The sequence below is a fragment of the Brevundimonas sp. Root1279 genome (genome assembly GCF_001425945.1).
GTDB lineage: Bacteria > Pseudomonadota > Alphaproteobacteria > Caulobacterales > Caulobacteraceae > Brevundimonas.
In genome coordinates, this window is record NZ_LMEB01000007.1 from 230,192 (window position 1) to 246,118 (window position 15,927).

General features: G+C 69.9%; 20 protein-coding genes. 12 read left to right on the forward strand and 8 right to left on the reverse strand.

From position 1 onward, the window contains the following. Positions 1-29: 29 nt before the first annotated feature. Positions 30-1,421, reverse strand: a complete 1,392-nt coding sequence (ahcY, locus tag ASC65_RS11855) for an adenosylhomocysteinase (RefSeq protein ID WP_056453337.1) — start codon at positions 1,419-1,421, stop codon at positions 30-32. A gap of 165 nt (positions 1,422-1,586) precedes the next feature. On the opposite strand from ahcY, the gene ASC65_RS11860 reads away from it, so the two are divergent. From ASC65_RS11860 to ASC65_RS11880, 5 genes are read left to right on the forward strand one after another with little or no spacing between them, the layout of a single operon-like run. Then, positions 1,587-2,519, forward strand: coding sequence for a retropepsin-like aspartic protease (locus tag ASC65_RS11860; protein ID WP_056453340.1), 933 nt, complete (start codon positions 1,587-1,589; stop codon positions 2,517-2,519). Between the two features lie 41 nt (positions 2,520-2,560). Continuing rightward, entirely contained in the window at positions 2,561-3,562 is a 1,002-nt protein-coding gene (bioB, locus tag ASC65_RS11865; protein WP_056453343.1) for a biotin synthase BioB, read from the forward strand. A gap of 4 nt (positions 3,563-3,566) precedes the next feature. Further along, a complete protein-coding gene (locus ASC65_RS11870; protein ID WP_056453346.1) occupies positions 3,567-4,238 on the forward strand; it encodes an HPP family protein in 672 nt (223 codons plus the stop codon). Between the two features lie 23 nt (positions 4,239-4,261). Continuing rightward, positions 4,262-4,915, forward strand: coding sequence for a hypothetical protein (locus tag ASC65_RS11875; protein WP_056453349.1), 654 nt, complete (start codon positions 4,262-4,264; stop codon positions 4,913-4,915). A gap of 23 nt (positions 4,916-4,938) precedes the next feature. Continuing rightward, complete coding sequence (locus ASC65_RS11880; RefSeq protein WP_056453351.1) at positions 4,939-5,331, forward strand: hypothetical protein; 393 nt, start codon at positions 4,939-4,941, stop codon at positions 5,329-5,331. Between the two features lie 65 nt (positions 5,332-5,396). On the opposite strand, the gene ASC65_RS11885 is transcribed toward ASC65_RS11880, so the two are convergent. Next, the gene (locus tag ASC65_RS11885; RefSeq protein WP_056453354.1) at positions 5,397-6,371 is read right to left on the reverse strand and encodes an ABC transporter ATP-binding protein; all 975 of its coding nucleotides are present in this window, start codon (positions 6,369-6,371) and stop codon (positions 5,397-5,399) included. 150 nt (positions 6,372-6,521) lie between these two features. Between ASC65_RS11885 and ASC65_RS11890 the strand changes: the two genes are divergently transcribed. From ASC65_RS11890 to ASC65_RS11905, 4 genes are read left to right on the forward strand one after another with little or no spacing between them, the layout of a single operon-like run. Continuing rightward, positions 6,522-6,776 (forward strand): hypothetical protein, encoded by a 255-nt coding sequence (locus ASC65_RS11890; RefSeq protein WP_056453357.1) that lies wholly within the window; start codon positions 6,522-6,524, stop codon positions 6,774-6,776. Between the two features lie 59 nt (positions 6,777-6,835). Then, positions 6,836-7,075, forward strand: a complete 240-nt coding sequence (locus ASC65_RS11895; protein WP_056453360.1) for a zinc-finger domain-containing protein — start codon at positions 6,836-6,838, stop codon at positions 7,073-7,075. A 17-nt stretch (positions 7,076-7,092) separates the two neighbouring features. Further along, entirely contained in the window at positions 7,093-8,967 is a 1,875-nt protein-coding gene (gene cobT / locus ASC65_RS11900; protein WP_056453363.1) for a cobaltochelatase subunit CobT, read from the forward strand. Beyond that, the gene (locus tag ASC65_RS11905; protein ID WP_156459649.1) at positions 8,964-9,944 is read left to right on the forward strand and encodes an esterase-like activity of phytase family protein; all 981 of its coding nucleotides are present in this window, start codon (positions 8,964-8,966) and stop codon (positions 9,942-9,944) included. The genes cobT and ASC65_RS11905 overlap by 4 nt, the downstream gene beginning before the upstream one ends. Here the strand turns inward: ASC65_RS11905 and ASC65_RS11910 are convergent. The 3 genes from ASC65_RS11910 to ASC65_RS11920 all read right to left on the reverse strand — a co-directional run bounded on the left by ASC65_RS11910 (position 9,928) and on the right by ASC65_RS11920 (position 11,693). Then, a complete protein-coding gene (locus tag ASC65_RS11910) occupies positions 9,928-10,527 on the reverse strand; it encodes a demethoxyubiquinone hydroxylase family protein (protein WP_056453366.1) in 600 nt (199 codons plus the stop codon). The genes ASC65_RS11905 and ASC65_RS11910 overlap by 17 nt on opposite strands. Then, positions 10,505-11,035, reverse strand: coding sequence for a disulfide bond formation protein B (locus ASC65_RS11915; RefSeq protein WP_056453369.1), 531 nt, complete (start codon positions 11,033-11,035; stop codon positions 10,505-10,507). Before ASC65_RS11915 ends, ASC65_RS11910 begins: the two co-directional genes overlap by 23 nt. 79 nt (positions 11,036-11,114) lie before the next feature. Next, positions 11,115-11,693, reverse strand: coding sequence for a YqaA family protein (locus tag ASC65_RS11920; protein WP_056453540.1), 579 nt, complete (start codon positions 11,691-11,693; stop codon positions 11,115-11,117). Positions 11,694-11,831: 138 nt separating this feature from the next. Here ASC65_RS11920 and ASC65_RS11925 point away from each other — a divergent pair, with 138 nt between their 5' ends. Both ASC65_RS11925 and ASC65_RS11930 read left to right on the forward strand, forming a co-directional pair. Beyond that, positions 11,832-12,272, forward strand: a complete 441-nt coding sequence (locus ASC65_RS11925) for a VOC family protein (protein ID WP_056453372.1) — start codon at positions 11,832-11,834, stop codon at positions 12,270-12,272. Continuing rightward, entirely contained in the window at positions 12,269-12,889 is a 621-nt protein-coding gene (locus ASC65_RS11930) for a DUF6655 family protein (protein ID WP_235561488.1), read from the forward strand. Before ASC65_RS11925 ends, ASC65_RS11930 begins: the two co-directional genes overlap by 4 nt. Positions 12,890-12,943: 54 nt before the next feature. Here the strand turns inward: ASC65_RS11930 and ASC65_RS11935 are convergent, their stop codons facing one another. Continuing rightward, positions 12,944-13,384, reverse strand: coding sequence for a hypothetical protein (locus tag ASC65_RS11935; RefSeq protein ID WP_056453378.1), 441 nt, complete (start codon positions 13,382-13,384; stop codon positions 12,944-12,946). Positions 13,385-13,472: 88 nt separating this feature from the next. On the opposite strand from ASC65_RS11935, the gene ASC65_RS11940 reads away from it, so the two are divergent. Continuing rightward, on the forward strand, positions 13,473-13,784 hold the full coding sequence (locus ASC65_RS11940) for a metalloregulator ArsR/SmtB family transcription factor (protein ID WP_056453381.1): 312 nt from the start codon (positions 13,473-13,475) through the stop codon (positions 13,782-13,784). Between the two features lie 6 nt (positions 13,785-13,790). On the opposite strand, the gene ASC65_RS11945 is transcribed toward ASC65_RS11940, so the two are convergent. Both ASC65_RS11945 and bchE read right to left on the reverse strand, forming a co-directional pair. Next, positions 13,791-14,219: a hypothetical protein gene (locus ASC65_RS11945; protein ID WP_056453384.1), complete on the reverse strand. Its 429-nt coding sequence runs from the start codon at positions 14,217-14,219 to the stop codon at positions 13,791-13,793. A gap of 92 nt (positions 14,220-14,311) precedes the next feature. Beyond that, complete coding sequence (gene bchE, locus ASC65_RS11950) at positions 14,312-15,862, reverse strand: magnesium-protoporphyrin IX monomethyl ester anaerobic oxidative cyclase (protein ID WP_056453387.1); 1,551 nt, start codon at positions 15,860-15,862, stop codon at positions 14,312-14,314. Between the last annotated feature and the right edge of the window lie 65 nt (positions 15,863-15,927).

Consider the following 15,927-nt stretch of genomic DNA (forward strand, 5'->3'; position numbering starts at 1 on the left):
GCCGGTTCGCCGGCCCCGGGCGGTAGTCCTCAGTAGCGGTAGTGCTCGGGCTTGAACGGCCCCTCGACCGGCACCGAGATGTAGGCGGCCTGCTCGTCCTTGAGGGTGGTCAGCTTCGCGCCCAGCTTGGCGAGGTGCAGGAAGGCGACCTTCTCATCCAGATGCTTGGGCAGGGTGTAGACCTTGTTCTCGTACTTGGCGGCGTTGGTCCACAGTTCGATCTGGGCCAGGGTCTGGTTGGTGAAGGACGCCGACATGACGAACGACGGGTGGCCCGTGGCGTTGCCCAGGTTCACCAGACGGCCTTCCGACAGCAGGATGATCTTCTTGCCGTCCGGGAACTCGATGTGGTGGACCTGCGGCTTGATCTCGTCCCACTTGAAATTCTTCAGGCCGGCGACCTGAATCTCGCTGTCGAAGTGGCCGATGTTGCAGACGATGGCGTTGTTCTTCATCGCCCGCATGTGCTCGACGGTGATGACGTCCTTGTTGCCCGTTGCGGTGACGAAGATGTCGGCGTCGGCGGCCGCATCCTCGAGGGTGACGACCTCATAGCCTTCCATGGCGGCCTGGAGGGCGCAGATCGGATCGACCTCGGTGACCTTCACGCGGGCGCCGCCCTGGCGCAGCGAGGCGGCCGAGCCCTTGCCGACGTCGCCGTAGCCGCAGACCACCGCGACCTTGCCGGACAGCATGACGTCGGTGCCGCGGCGGATGGCGTCGACCAGGCTCTCGCGGCAGCCGTACAGGTTGTCGAACTTGGACTTGGTGACGCTGTCGTTGACGTTGATGGCGGGGAACGGCAGCTCGCCGCGCTCGGCCATCTGGTACAGGCGGTGCACGCCGGTGGTGGTTTCTTCCGAGACCCCGCCGATGGCGTCGCGGATGGCTGAGTAGAAGCCGGGCTTCTCGGCGATGTAGCGCTTCATGACCGCGAAGAGGGCTTCCTCCTCCTCATTCTGCGGGTTCGACAGGACCGAGATGTCCTTCTCGGCCTTGGGGCCGAGGACGCACAGCAGGGTGGCGTCGCCGCCGTCGTCGAGGATCAGGTTCGGATAGCCACCGTCGGCCCATTCGAAGATCTTGTGGGCGTAGTCCCAATACTCGACCAGGGTCTCGCCCTTGGTGGCGAACACGGGGGTGCCCGAGGCGGCGATGGCGGCCGCGGCGTGGTCCTGGGTCGAGAAGATGTTGCACGACGCCCAGCGGACCTCGGCGCCGAGGGCTTCCAGGGTCTGGATCAGCACCGCGGTCTGGATAGTCATGTGCAGGCTGCCGGCGATGCGGGCGCCCTTCAGCGGCTGGGCCGCGCCGTACTCCGCCCGCAGCGCCATCAGGCCGGGCATTTCGGTCTCGGCGATGGCGATTTCCTTGTTGCCGTAGTCGGCAAGCGAGATGTCGCGGACGATGTAGTCGGTCATGAGGGGCCTCTGGCGCGTCTTGCGGTTTGGCGCCGCTATAGCCCGCCCGCCGCCGGGGGGCAATGAACCCATAAGGATATCCTTATATGAAGCTTCGGACATAAAGGCCGGGGCCGCTCGCCGGACATTGTTTTCCGTGCCACCATCCTCCGTGGGAGGAGCGTCATGACAGTCGAGGGACTGAACCGTCGCCTGCTGGGCGGCGCAATGCTGGTCGGTCTCGCCGCGCCGGGCCTGGTCCGGGCGCAGGAGGCGCCTGACAGCGATTTCCTCGCCGACCAGACCACCGACCGGGTCCGACGCTCGACTGTCCCCGTCTACATCAACGGCCAGGGCCCGCTTCGCTTCGCCGTCGACACCGCCGCCAGCGCCTCGGTGGTCGCCAGCGACCTGGTCGAGCGGCTGGCCATCGCCCCCGCGGGCGAGGTCGACATGCATACGGTGATCGGGCTGGAGCGGGTGCCGGCCGTCCGCGCCGAGACCCTGGCCAGCGGCGCCCTGCAGGTCGGCGGCGTGCGCCTGGCGGTCGGCTCGCGGGCCGGACTGATCGGCCTCGACGGCCTGCTGGGGCTGGACCTGCTGGCCGACCAGCGGCTGATCATGCGCTTTCGGGGGTCCGGCCGGTCGTCGATCAACCGGTCCCGTCCGGACCCGGACAAATTCCTCGGCGTGGTGCGCCCGCGCGTTCGCTTCCAGCCGCCGCAGGGCGGGAACACCGAGCTGATGGTGGTCGATGCGACGGTTCGCGGCCACCACGTGCAGGCGATCGTCGACACCGGGGCCCAGGTGACGCTGATCAATCCGGCGTTGGCCGCGATCGCCGGGGCCCGCCCATTCCAGAGCCGGACGATCGGCGGCGACCCGGTCGTCCAGTCGCCCACCGGCCGCGCCGCCCTGGCCGAGGCGATAATCCTGTCATCAGTGCGTTTCGACGATCTGGCCATCGACCGGCTGGCGGTGCTGATGGGCGACTTCCACATCTTCCGCCTGCTCGGCCTTCAGGACACGCCGGCCATGTTGATGGGGGTGGACGTGCTGGGCGTGTTCAACCGCGTGGTGATCGATCTCAAGCGCGGCGAGATCATTATGGACGTCTGAGGGGGCTTGTCCGTCGCCGCGGCGCGCGTCAGGGAAGCGGCATGACCCGCGACCTCTCGATCCCCCGCCACGACTGGACCCTGGAAGAGGTGGAGGCGCTGTTCGCCCGCCCGTTCATGGAGCTGGTGTTCGACGCCGCCACGGCGCACCGGAGGTGGTTCGACCCGTCCGAGGTGCAGAAGAGCCAGTTGCTGTCGATCAAGACCGGCGGCTGCGCCGAGAACTGCGGCTACTGCTCGCAGTCGGCCAGCTTCGACACGGGGCTGAAGGCCGAGAAGCTGATGGACGCCCAGGCGGTCATCGCCGAAGCGATGGCGGCCAAGGCGGGCGGGGCGAGCCGCTTCTGCATGGGCGCGGCCTGGCGCGAGCTGAAGGACCGCGACACGCCCAAGCTGGCGACGATGATCGCGGGGGTGAAGGCGCTGGGGCTGGAGACCTGCGCCACCCTGGGCATGCTGACCGCCGACCAGGCGAGGCAGCTGAAGGACGCCGGGCTGGACTATTACAACCACAACCTCGACACCGGGCCGGACTACTACGCCGAGGTGGTGACGACGCGGACCTATCAGGATCGGCTCGACACCCTGCAGCACGTCCGCGACGCGGGCATGAACACCTGCTGCGGCGGCATCGTCGGCATGGGCGAGGCGCGGCGGGACCGGGCCGGCCTGTTGCATGCCCTGGCCACCCTGCCCGAGCACCCCGACAGCCTGCCGGTCAACGCCCTGGTGCCGGTCACCGGCACGCCGCTGGGCGACCGGGTCAAGAAGGAGGGCGAGATCGACCCGATCGAGTTCGTCCGCACCGTCGCCGTCGCCCGCCTGGTCTGCCCCAAGGCCATGGTGCGGCTGTCGGCCGGGCGCGAGACGATGAGCCCGGAGATGCAGGCCCTGTGCTTCCTGGCCGGCGCCAACTCGATCTTTGTCGGCGGCAAGCTGCTGACCACGCCCAATCCCGAACAGGACGAGGACGCCCGCCTGTTCGCCCTGCTCGACCTGAAGGCCATGGAGCCCAGGGGCGAGGGCGCCGCCTGCGCAGCCTGATCGGGTGAAGGTCTTTCAGCCCATCCTCGCCGGCGCGACGATCCGCGACCGGATCGTCGCCTGCCTCGGCGCCCTGATCGGCATCGCAGTGACCGGCCTGGTCAGTCGCGCCCTGCTGCCCGGGCAGGCCGCCGCCGGGCTGATCCTGACCGCCTCGATGGGCGCCTCGGCGGTGCTGCTGTTCGTGGTGCCTGCGAGTCCGCTCGCCCAGCCCTGGTCGATCATCGGCGGCAACGTCATCTCGGCGGCGGTGGGGGTCACCGCGGCCCTGCTGATCAAGGACCCGATCGTGGCCGGGGCAGTCGCGGTCGCCGCCTCGATAGCCGCCATGTCCCTGGCGCGCTGCCTGCATCCCCCCGGCGGCGGCGCGGCGCTGGTGGCGGTGCTCGGCGGTCCGGTGATCGCAGGGGCGGGCTATTCGTTTGTCGTGTCGCCGGTGCTGATTGACGCCGTGCTGCTGACCGCGACGGGCTATCTGTTCCACCGCTTCTCGGGCCACGCCTATCCGCACCGCACGGCCGCCGTGGCCCAGCCGGCCGGCCTGGAGCTTACAGAGGCCGACGTCGACGCCGCTTTGGCCGAGTTCGGCGAGCCCCTCGACGTCAGCCGCGACGACCTGCGCCTGATCGCACAGACGGCGGCCTCGCGCGCCTTCGCCCGCGTAAGCCGCCCTTAAGCGACGCCCCGGACCCTGCCCTCATGAACCGCAAAGCTCGCGCCGCCGCCCGAACCGCCCTTGTCGCCCTGGCGGCGGCCGTCCTGTCCGGCTGCACGCCCGATCCGTCGACGGATCCGATCGAGACCGGATCGGTCCTGCTCGAGATTTCGCCCGCCTCCATCCTCTCGCCGGACGGGACGATGACCTTGCTCTACGGCGGCGAGACCGACCCTGGCGTCCTCCTGAGCGGAGGCTTCCTGCAGCGCACGCCGATCGCCACGTTCGACCCGCCCGCCAGGGTCTCTTGGGCTCCCGATTCCCGCCACTTCTTCATCAACGACTCGGGCGGCGGCGAATGGAGCAACTTCCGGCTCTGGTCTGCGCGCGGCGGCAGCCCGGTCGAGTCGGAGACGCTGCGGCAGGCCGCGATCGATACGCTGGCGCGCCTCAACGGCTGTGGAGACGCCAGGACGATCAATGTGCTCACTCACGGGATGGGCTGGGCCGAAGGCGGCAAGCGGGTCCTGGTGCTCGCGGAGGTGCGGCGGTCGAGCCGAGACTGCGTCCGCAGCGGGGTCGACTACATCCTGGTGGTCGCCGACCCGGACGCCGGGACGATCGTGGAGACCCACGTTGAGGGCGAGGCGCGCGAGGCTTATCCGACCCTTGAATGGACGCCCGTAACCGAGCCTTAAAGCCCGCGCTCTAGGGTGGCGCCATGGATCGTCGCGCCCTCCTCGGATTGAAGTCCGCCACCCCCCAAACCGACGTCGTCAAGACGAGCGGCGGCGGCGGCGGGGCGCCGCAGCCCAGCTACACCCGCCTGCCGACGATCACGGCCAACATTCGGCGGCCTGGCGGGGCCATGGGCGTGATGACGGTCGAGACCGGGATCGACGTGCCGGACGCCGCCCTGCGCACCCGCGCCGCCCAGTCGACGCCGCGCCTGCGCGCCGCCTATGCCGTGGTGGTGCAGCAAACCGCCAACGCCCTGCTCCCGGGAGCTCCGCCGGACCTGGAGCGGCTGATCGGCCAGCTTCAGGCGGCGACGGACCGGACCCTCGGACGGGCCGGCGCGCGGCTGCTCATCGGCACGGTGATGGTGGCGTAGGGTCGAGGGTTGAGGGTCCGCGGCCCAAGCCCCCGATTTCCTCACTCGCCCCTCGACCCTCGACCCTAGTCCTTGGTCGGACTCACCCGGCTCGCATCGCCATAGGTCAGGGCCAGGAAGACGTCCTCGAGGTCCGGGTCCTCGGTGGTGATGTCGTGGATGGTCACGCCGGCGGCGCGCACCGCGGCCAGGACCTGCTCCACCGACGACTGACCCTTCTTGTAGGTGATCGCGAAGGCGCCGTTCGGTCGGGCGGCGACCTCGAAGCCCTTGACCGTCGGCAGGCCGGCCAGCTCGCCCTCGGGGGTGACCACGACGTTGCGGGTGTCGAGACGGCGCAGTAGCTGCGGCGTCGGCTCGCAGGCCACGACCTCGCCGCGGTTCATGATGGCGATGGTGTCGCAGAGCTCCTGCGCCTCTTCGAGGTAGTGGGTGGTCAGCAGGATGGTGACGCCCTCGGCGTTGATCCGGCGCACGTACTCCCACAGCTGGCGGCGCAGCTCGACGTCGACGCCGGCGGTGGGCTCGTCGAGGATCAGGATGGGCGGATTGTGGACCAGGGCCTTGGCCACCATCAGCCGGCGCTTCATGCCGCCGGACAGGGCCCGGACATAGGCGTTGGCCTTGTCGGTCAGCCCCAGGGCGGCCAGCAGCTCGTCCGAGCGGCGCTCGTTCTTGGGCACGCCGTAGAAGCCGGCCTGGACCTCCAGCGCCTCGCGCGGGGTGAAGAAGACGTCGGCGACGATCTCCTGCGGCACCACGCCCAGGGCGGCGCGCGCGTCGCGCGGCTGTTTGTCGATGTCGCGGCCCCAGATCGAGGCCGTGCCGCCCGTCTTGTTGACGATGCCGGCGAGGATGTTGATCAGCGTCGACTTGCCCGCGCCGTTGGGGCCCAGCAGGCCGAACATGGAGCCGCGCGGAATGACCAGGTCGACGCCGCGCAGGGCCGTCTTGGCCGGGGCCTTCTTGGTCCCAGCGTAGGTCTTCTCCAGCCCCCGCACCTCGATGGCGTTGTCGGGCAGGGCGTCGTGATCGGTCATGGTCGGCTTTCGCGAAACAGTGCGCCTAGGTAGGCGCGCGGGGCCTCACCGCCAAGCCCGGCGTCGGTCATGTAAAACACGCTTGACAGCCCGCCAGATTATGTCTAGCTTGCTTGTCATTATGAACAGCTTGCTTGACGGAATATCGTGATGAGCCGCACCCGACTGATCGGCTGGACCGCCTTCGCCTTCTGCATTCTGGGCTACGGCGCCTTCACCGCCATCTTCGTGCTGAACCGCATGGGCCACCTTGAAATGCGCGATGTCCTGATCTTCGGCGGCCCGGCCGCAGTGATCGGCGAGATCGGCCTGTGGGTCGCGGCCGGGTGCCTGGGCTGGACCCTGTTCAAGCGTCGCAAGGCCCTGTTCGACCGGATGTTCCGCCGCACGCCCCGCGAGGTTTGACGCAGAGGGCCGGTCCTTCTAGGGGTTCAGCGACTGCCTCCCCTATCCAAGGTCGCCCCATGCCGCCCCGCCACCTCGATGCGATCATCCCGCCGCCGGAAGAGATCGTGGTCTCGACCAAGCGCGTGGCCTGCGACGGCGGCGGCGGCGCGCTCGGCCATCCGCTCGTCTACATGGACATGGGTGAGGACAACCACGTCGAGTGCGGCTACTGCGACCGCCGCTTCGTGCTGTCGGCCCATCCCAAGGCCGAGAACGAGTACAGCAGCCCCGCCGCCCGCCCGCCCGAGGCGCACTGATCGGCTAACCGGACGCCATGGCCTCCGCCGAAACCCCCGCTGAAATCTTCAAGCGCGCGCTGGCCCACGCCGCCCGCGCCCTGGCGGAACAGTCCGAGCTGGAGGTCCACTTCGGTTCGGACGGGCCGAAGCTCGCCGACGGCGTCCTGACCCTGCCCCATCCGCCGCGCGACCCGGGCGCCCCGGAGAGCGCAGCCCTGCGCGGCCAGGCCGACCGGCTGGCCCTGCGCCTGGCCAATCACGACGAGGGACTCCACAGCCGTCTGCGGCCCGCCGACCGCATGGCCGCCGAGGTCTTCGAGGCCGTCGAACAGGCCCGCGTCGAGGCCGTCGGGTCCCAGTCGCTGGCCGGGGTGCGGGCCAACCTCAACGCCGCCCTGCTGACGCGGCTGGAGAAGACCGGCGCCCTGCGCGTCACCGAGGCCGAGCGGGTTCCCGCCGCCGAGGCGGTGGCCCTGCTGGTGCGCGAACGGCTGACCGGCCAGCGCGCGCCCGACGGGGCCGGGGCCCTTCTGGACCTGGTCCGCGCCGATCTGGAGGCCAAGGCGGGGACGAAGATCGACGCCTTGTCCGAGGTGGCCGACGACCAGGTCGCCTTCGCCGCCCGACTGAAGGATGTGCTGCGGGCGCTGGAGCTGGATCCGGGCGACGCCAACGCGGACGACCGCTCCGAGGACGAGGGCGACCAGGAGCCGGACCCGCAGGACCAGGACGCGGCCGACGACCAGGACGACGAGGACGACGCCGGCGGCGGCGAGGGCCAGTCGATGGACGGCTCCAGCGACGACCAGACGGCCGGCGAGGAACGCGAGAGCCGCCCCGAGGGCGCGCCCGCCGACCCCGACGGCGAGGCCTCGGACGAGGGCCCGGAAGTCAATGAGGGCGCCCTGCCCAACCGCCAGCAGACGGCGGACGACGGCCGCGCCATCGACGCCTACCGGGTCTTCACCACCGCCTATGACGAGGTCATCGACGCCGTCGACCTGTGCGACCCCAACGAGCTGGAGCGGCTGCGCTCGCTGCTGGACCAGCAGCTGGCGGCCCTGTCCTCGGTGGTGGCGCGGCTGGCCAACAAGCTGCAGCGCCGCCTGATGGCGCAGCAGAACCGCAGCTGGGCCTTCGACCTCGAGGAGGGGGTGCTCGACACCGCCCGGCTGACCCGGATCATCACCGACCCGACCAGCCCGCTCAGCTTCAAGGCCGAGAGCGAAAGCCCGTTCCGCGACACCGTCGTGACCCTGCTGCTCGACAATTCGGGCTCGATGCGCGGTCGGCCGATCATGGTGGCGGCGGTCTGCGCCGACATCCTGGCGCGGACGCTGGAGCGCTGCGGGGTCAAGGTCGAGATCCTCGGCTTCACCACCCGCGCCTGGAAGGGCGGCCAGAGCCGGGAAGCCTGGATCAGCGCCGGCAAGCCGGGCAATCCGGGGCGGCTCAACGACCTGCGCCACATCATCTACAAGTCCGCCGACGCGCCCTGGCGCCGGGCCAAGAAGAACCTCGGCCTGATGATGCGCGAGGGGCTTCTGAAGGAGAACATCGACGGCGAGGCCCTGACCTGGGCGCACGACCGGCTGATGGCCCGCACCGAGGCGCGGCAGATCCTGATGGTCATCTCGGACGGCTCGCCGGTCGACGACTCGACCCAGTCGGCCAACGCCGCCCTGTATCTGGACAAGCACCTGCGCCAGGTCATCGAGCATATCGAGACCAAGTCGCCGGTCGAGCTGATCGCGATCGGCATCGGCCACGACGTGACCCGCTGGTACCGCCGCGCCGTGACCATCGTCGACGTCGAGCAGCTGGGCGGGGTGATGATCGAGAAGCTGGCCGAGCTGTTCGACAGCGAGGCCAAGGCGGCGCCCAAGCAGCGGCGGCGGAAGGCGGCGTGAAGCTGCTGGCGCGGCTGGCCGGGCTGGTCGCCCTGCTGCCGCTGGCGGCCTGCGCCACGGCGACGGCGGTTCCGCCCCTCCCCGACACCGCACAACCCGGCTGGACCGCCGTAGCGGCCTCGACCCGGCCCGTCGGCCTGGGCCTGCCCGGCGGGGCGCGACTGGCGGACGGGGTGCGTTTCGCCGGCGGGGTGGAGCTGGTGCTGGACGAGGCCTCGCCGTTGCACAGCCTGTCGGACCTGAAGTTGGTCGGCGAGCACGGCTTCGTCAGCGTCACGGACGCCGGCGACCTGGTGCGCGGACGGCTGGTGCTGGACGGTCGTGGCGAACTGGCGGGAGTGGAAGGCCTGGCCTTCAGGCGGCTGACCCTGCTCGACGGCAGCCCCATCGTCGACAAGACGGACGGCGACGCCGAGGGGCTAGCGATCACCGGGGGCGGCGACCTGCTGATCAGCTTCGAGCGGGACCACCGGATCTGGACCTACGGGCCGATCGATAGCCTGCGCTGGGAGCCTGAGGCCGTCGCTCGGCCGGACTTCGCCTTCACGCTGAACGACGGCATGGAGGGCATCGCCGCGGCCCCGGGCGGCTGGCGCGTCGCCGGCGAGAGCGGGGGCGTCTGGAGATGTACGCCGCGCGCCTGTTCGCAGGTCGTGGCGCCGCCGCAAGACCCTCTGCCCGACAGCGAATACCGGATCACCGGCATGGACCGCGACCCGGCCGGCGACTGGTTCGTGGTGCAGCGCCTCTACCGCCCGCCAGTTGACGCCCGCGCCCAGGTGCGGCGCATGGCCGAGGACGGAGCGCTCGGCCCGGTGCTGATCGAGCTGAAGCTGCCCGGCACGACCGACAATTTCGAAGGAATCGCCGCCGCGCCCCGCGGCGACGGCGTACGGCTGTACATGCTGTCGGACGACAACGGCGCAGACGTGCAGCGGACGCTGCTGCTGGCGTTCGACGTCAGACCCGCTCGCTGACCTTGATCGCCGCGCGGCAGCCGGCCTTGATCACCGCACTGAGCAGGCCGTAGCCGGGGGCCTCGCGGCTGCCGTGTTCAACGGCGTGGTCATGGTGGGCCATCTCCTCGTCGCGGAAGCGGCTCAGTTCAGCGGCCAGGGCCGGGTCGCGGTCCTGCAGCTCCGCGATCTGTTCGGCGTAGTGTTTCTCGATCACGTCCTCGACCGCCTCGGTGCAGGCGTGGGCGGCTTTCTCGCCCATCAGGGCGGTGCCGGCGCCGAGGGCCAGGGCGGCCAGGCGCCAGACCGGGGTCATGACCGTGGGGCGGACGCGCTCGGCGTTGAGCAGGGCGTCGAAGCGGGCGAGATGGACCGCCTCCTGGCCGCGCATCTCCTCGAGATCGGCGGCGATGGCGTCCTTGCCGGCGCGACCCTCGAAGACGGCGCGCTGGGCCCGATAGATGTGAACGGCGGCGTATTCGCCGGCGTGGTCGACCCGCAGGATCTCGGCGCGGCGACGCCGGCTGGCGCCGACGCCGGGACGCGGCAGCGGGGTCTTGTGGGCCGGTTCGGCCACGGGTTCAGGGGCGCGGGGCGCGGGCATCCTTGGGCCTCTTGGCGGCGAGCAGGCTGAACACGGCAAGCGCGGCCGAGATCAGCACGTTCCATCCTGCCATTGACAGGCCGAGGAAGCGCCACGTCACCGCGTCGCAGAGGACCGCACGCTCGGTCGCGCCGCCGAAGGCCAGGGCCGCCATCGCCTCAAGATCGACCCCGCCGCCGCCGGCGCAGGCCGCGGGCAGCTCCCACCATTGGTTCTCGCCGCCCAGGTGGAACAGGGCGGTGATCGTCCCGGTGGTGAAGACCACGGCCAGGAGGAAGGCGGCGATGCGCGGGGTGCCGCGGCTGCCGCGGCTGATCACGTGCCAGAGGGTGGCGGTCAGGGCGATGGCCACGGCGCCCCAGTAGACCTCGCGCTGCTTGAGACAGAGGTTGCACGGCGCCAGGCCTGCAAAGCGCTCGAACGCATGGGCCGTGGCCAGCATCGCCAGGGAAATGGCGAGGGCGAAGGCGGTCCACCACCGCGTCAGGAGTCGATAAAGGCCTCTCATCGGACGATGTTCATAGCTGGGCCGGAGGCGAGGGTCGAGGGTCGAGGCGCCGCCGACCGTTGACCTCGTCCGTCGCTGCTCAGAGCAGGTACTTCACCGCCACGAAGGCGCCGACGAGGACGACCAGGCCAATCACGGTCCACATGGCCAACCGCTTCTCGACCATTTCGAGCATGGCGGGTCCCCAGCGCTTGAGCACGAAGGCCACCAGGAAGAACCGCGCGCCGCGCGTGACGACGCACAGGGCGAAGAAGAGAGCCAGATTGAACTGGAAGATGCCCGAGGCGATGGTGATCAGCTTGAACGGGATCGGGGTCAGGCCCTTGATCAGGATCACCCAGGCGCCGTGCTGCTGGAACAGGGCCTTGGACGCCTCGAAGGTGTCAGCCTTGCCGAGCAGCGACAGGATCCACATCCCGACCGGCTCCAGCCAGTAGCCGATGGCGTAGCCCAGCAACGCCCCCAGCACGGACGCGATGGTGCAGACCGTGGCGTAGAAGTAGGCGCGGTCCGGTCGGGCCAGCACCATGGGCGCCAACATGACGTCTGGCGGGATTGGGAAGAAGGAGCTCTCGGCGAACGAGACCACGGCCAGCGACCGGGTCGCGTGACGGTGGCGGGCCAGCGAGAAGACCCAGTCGTAAAGCTTGCGAAGCAAATCCATTCCCCGACGGCGAGCTCTCGGCTCTAGCAGTCCCCGGGGCGGGGCGCACCTGTGGAAACATCGCGTGAGTCGCGGTCGCGGCGATGGGTCGCTATAGAAGAGGAACCGCCTCTCCCCGGGACCGGAACAGCCATGCGCTACCTGCACACCATGGTCCGCGTGACGGACCTCGACGCCTCGCTGCATTTCTACTGTGACCTGCTGGGTCTGCAGGAGATGCGGCGCATGGACAATGAGGCCGGGCGCTTCAGCCTGATCTTCCTGGCCGCCCCGAAGGACGGCGAACGGTCCAACGCGGAGCGGTCGCCCGAGGTCGAACTGACCTTCAACTGGGACCCGCAGCCCTACGACGGCGGGCGCAATTTCGGCCACCTGGCCTACAAGGTCGACGACATCTACGCCGCCTGCGAGCGGCTGCAGGCCGGCGGGGTGACCATCAACCGGCCGCCCCGCGACGGTCACATGGCCTTCGTACGGTCGCCCGACGGCATCTCGATCGAGTTGCTGCAGGAGGGCGCGCCCCTGGCCCCCGCGGAACCCTGGGCCTCCATGCCCAACACCGGGAGCTGGTGAGTAGATTGAGAGCTTACGCCGTTCTGTCGCTGGCCCTGCTGGGGCTGACCGCCTGCGCCTCCACCTCGGAAACCTATCCCTCGCGCACCGCCACCGAGCAGTTGCTTGTGGCGCGCGCCGCCGACCGGGCGGTGGAGGGCCTGACCCTGCCGATCCCGATGGGGTCGAAGGTGTTCGTCGACGACGCCTTCTTCCGCGCCGAGAACGCCCCCTATGCGGTCAGCGCCATCCGCTCGGCCCTGTCGGAATCGGGCTACGCGCTGGCGCCGTCCAAGGGCGACGCCGACGCCGTGCTGGAGCTGCGCGCCGGGGCCCTGTCGCTGGAGCAGATGCGCCGCGTCTTCGGCGTGCCCGAGATGCGCGTGCCGATCAACGACAGCTTCAACGTCGTCTCGATTCCCGAGCTGTCGGTCTACAGCCGTCGCGACCGGGTCGGCGTGGCCGAGTTCTCGGGCTTCCTCTACGAGCCCAAGACCGGCGCCCCCCTGGGCGCCGTCGTGCCCATGACCGGCGAATTCCGCATCCGCAGCCACAAGCTGCTGATGATCGTCGCCTGGGGCCAGCAGTCGATCGACCCCGGCGAACGCGATCCGGGCGACAGCTGGCGGGAGTTCTAGGGTTTTATCGCCTTGCCGTAGGCGATGCGATGTGGCGGTCCGGATGGTCGTCGCTCATGCGCGTTCGCCCTCATAGCCGAGCCGCCAGATCGCATAGCCGGCCATGGCGCCGCCGATCGCGGCGGGCGGGGCCAGCAGGAGGACGGCCGGATCGACCGGCGCCCCGCCCAGCCCCATCATCACGATCAGGACGGCCGGCCCTCCGAACGCTCCGATGAGACCTCCGAAGATCAGGGCCGTGTTGCGATCACGACGCCCGTTCATGTGAAGCGCCAGCCACAGCGGCCCGCCGACCACGCAGACGCCGACGATCCAGAAGGGCAGCATGACCAGGCCCGCGATCAGGCCGAGGCTGACCCCGGCCGGGCCGGCGGCCAGACCCATCAGGGCGGCGGTGACGCCGCCCGCGGCCCAGGCGGCGAGTCCGGCCGCCAGCAGGGTGAGAATGACGAGGACGGCGCGCTTGGCCGGGGCGAGGACGCTGACAAACTTCACTGGACCAATTCCTTCGGTATTTAAGATATTCCTTAAACCCTAAACGGCGAGACTGGCAAGTGGTTCGCAAATCGCTTAAATACCGACGATGCAGCGCGTATTCGAAGCCCTCTCCTCCCAGACCCGGCGCAAGATCCTGGCCTATCTGGCGCACGCCGACCTGACGGCGGGCGAGATCGCCGCGCGCTTCGAAATCTCCAAGCCGGCGGTGTCCCAGCATCTGACGGTGTTGGAGAACGCGGGCCTGGTGACCAGCGAGAAGAAGGGCCAGTTCGTCCACTACAGCCTGGTGCCCGACCATCTGGCCAACACCCTGCACGCCTACGCCCAGGAGGTCTGCCCGGTGTCCAAGCCGCTGAAGGCCGAAAGCGCCGCCATCGCCGAGAAGCGGAAGCCCTAAGCCGCGCTAGCGCAGCGGTCGGTAGGCCATGCGGTGCAGGACCCAGCCTGCGGCGCCGCCGGCGACGGCCAGGACGGCGACCGCGTAGACCAGGTTGCGGGCGGTGTCGTCGCCGCCATGGGCGAGGAAGGCGACCAGCACGCTGACGCCTCCGCCGACCAGGACGGCCAGGGCGCGGCCGCGGCGGCCCAGCCGGTGCAGCACAGCCCAGAGCGGGGCGACGAGCACGGTCAGGCCGACCAGATAGCCGATGAAGCCCGCCGCGATCCCCAGCACGATCAGCACCACCACCATGTAGAGGCCGGTCCAGTGGGATACGCCCGGGGCGAGGTCGTTGACCAGATAGGCGAGGCTGAACAGGAAGCCGGCGATGGCCCCGCCGACGGCGGCGGAGACCAGAAACGCGACGATGATGGATCCAGGATCCCTCAGCACGACACATCCTCCCCAACCTCGCCATAGTGCCGTCTTTTCGGCCTTCGGGCATCGCGGCCGAACGGACTATGTCGGATGGGAACGGTAGGGGCCTACCTATCGACGGCGCCTTCGGACAGGTTGACGGCGAGCCTGGGGCGCGGCGCTGGGCGAACGACCGCCGACGCCTCCTCCTCGTGGTCCTGCACAGCGCCGAAATGCTCGGCGACGGTGCGGCCGTCCTTGCTGCGGCGATCGCGGAACAGGAAGCCGAGAATCTCGTGGAACCAGACCCGGCGGCCCATCCGGTAGTACCAGCGGATGGCGTGGCGGATCTTGGGGTCGGGATGCCAGATCAGCCGCCCCAGCGCCCGCGGCCGGGTCTGACACAGGACCTCGATCGCCTTGACCCAGAGGAAGACCCGCCAGGCCGGCATCCGCTTCATGGCGAGGACCTGGTGCTTGTAGTCCCAGCGGGTGCGGTCCGGCTGGATCACCGCCCGATTTTCGGCCAGGCGGTAGTAGGGCGTCCAGCGGTGCGGGGTGACGTAGAGGGCCTGGATCTGGTCCGGGTCGTAGGCGACAAGCTGGCGGAAACCGCGCCAGAAATCGATGTCGGTCTGCTCGTCGAACCCCGCCACCCAGGTGGCCATCGACAGGATGCGGTGCTTGCGCAGCAGCTGGATCGCCTCGCGGTCGACGTTGGCGGTCGCGCCCTTCTTGATCAGCTTCAGGGTCGGTTCGTCGGTCGACTCCATGCCCATCAGGAAGCGCTCGAAGCCCGCCTGTTTGTAGAGGTGCAGTTCGTCCTTATCGCGGACGATGTCGCCGGCCCGGGTCGAGCCGACCAGGGTGATATCGAGCTTGCGGGCGATCACGGCGCGCAGGAAGGCCAGCCACGGTTTCTTGCCGGCGCTGGGATTCTCGTCGGCGAAGTTGAACACCTCGACGCCATGCTCGCGATGGAGCCAGGCGATCTCGTCGGCCAGCTTCTCCGGGTCGCGGTGGCGCCAGCGGGTCCAGAAGCCGCGCTGGCCGCAGTAGTTGCACAGGTGCGGACAGCCCCGCGAGAACTGGATCACCACCGCCCGCTTGCCGCCCCAGTAGGAGTAGCGGCGGTGGTCGATGAGCTCCCAGCCGACCCGATAGGCGTCCAGTTCGCGGATCACCGGGGCCGGCGGCGTGGCCATCGGCCGCCCATCGCGGCGGAAGGCGAGGCCCGGGATGTCGGTCAGGTCGGCTCCGGTCTCGAGGGCCGCCATCAGCCGGCGCGCCGTCTCCTCGCCCTCGCCGCGCACCACGGCGTCGACCCAGGGCTCGTCGCGCAGGATCTCGCGCCAATAGTAGGTCGGATGCACCCCGCCGTAGACGATGCGGACAGCGGGCAGGGCGGCCCGGATGCGGGCGGCGGCCTCGGCGATGATCGGGTGGCCCGAGGACGAGCCGGAGTGGCCGAACAGAACGGCGTCGGGGGCGCGGCGCACCGCCTCGGCGACCACCTCGGCGACCGGCATGGGCCCGAACTCCCCGTCGAGCAGGGACACCTCATGGCCGTCGTCGATCAGCGGGCCTCCGACCGCAAGCAGGCCCAGCGGCGGCAGCTGCTCTTTCGGGATGCGGCTGCCGATGGCGGGGTGAGGGACATTGATCAGGAGGGTGCGCATGCGGGGCTCCGGGATGTCCGACGAGCTTGGCCGTGGCGAGGGCAGGCGTCCTCAACGCGCGGAGG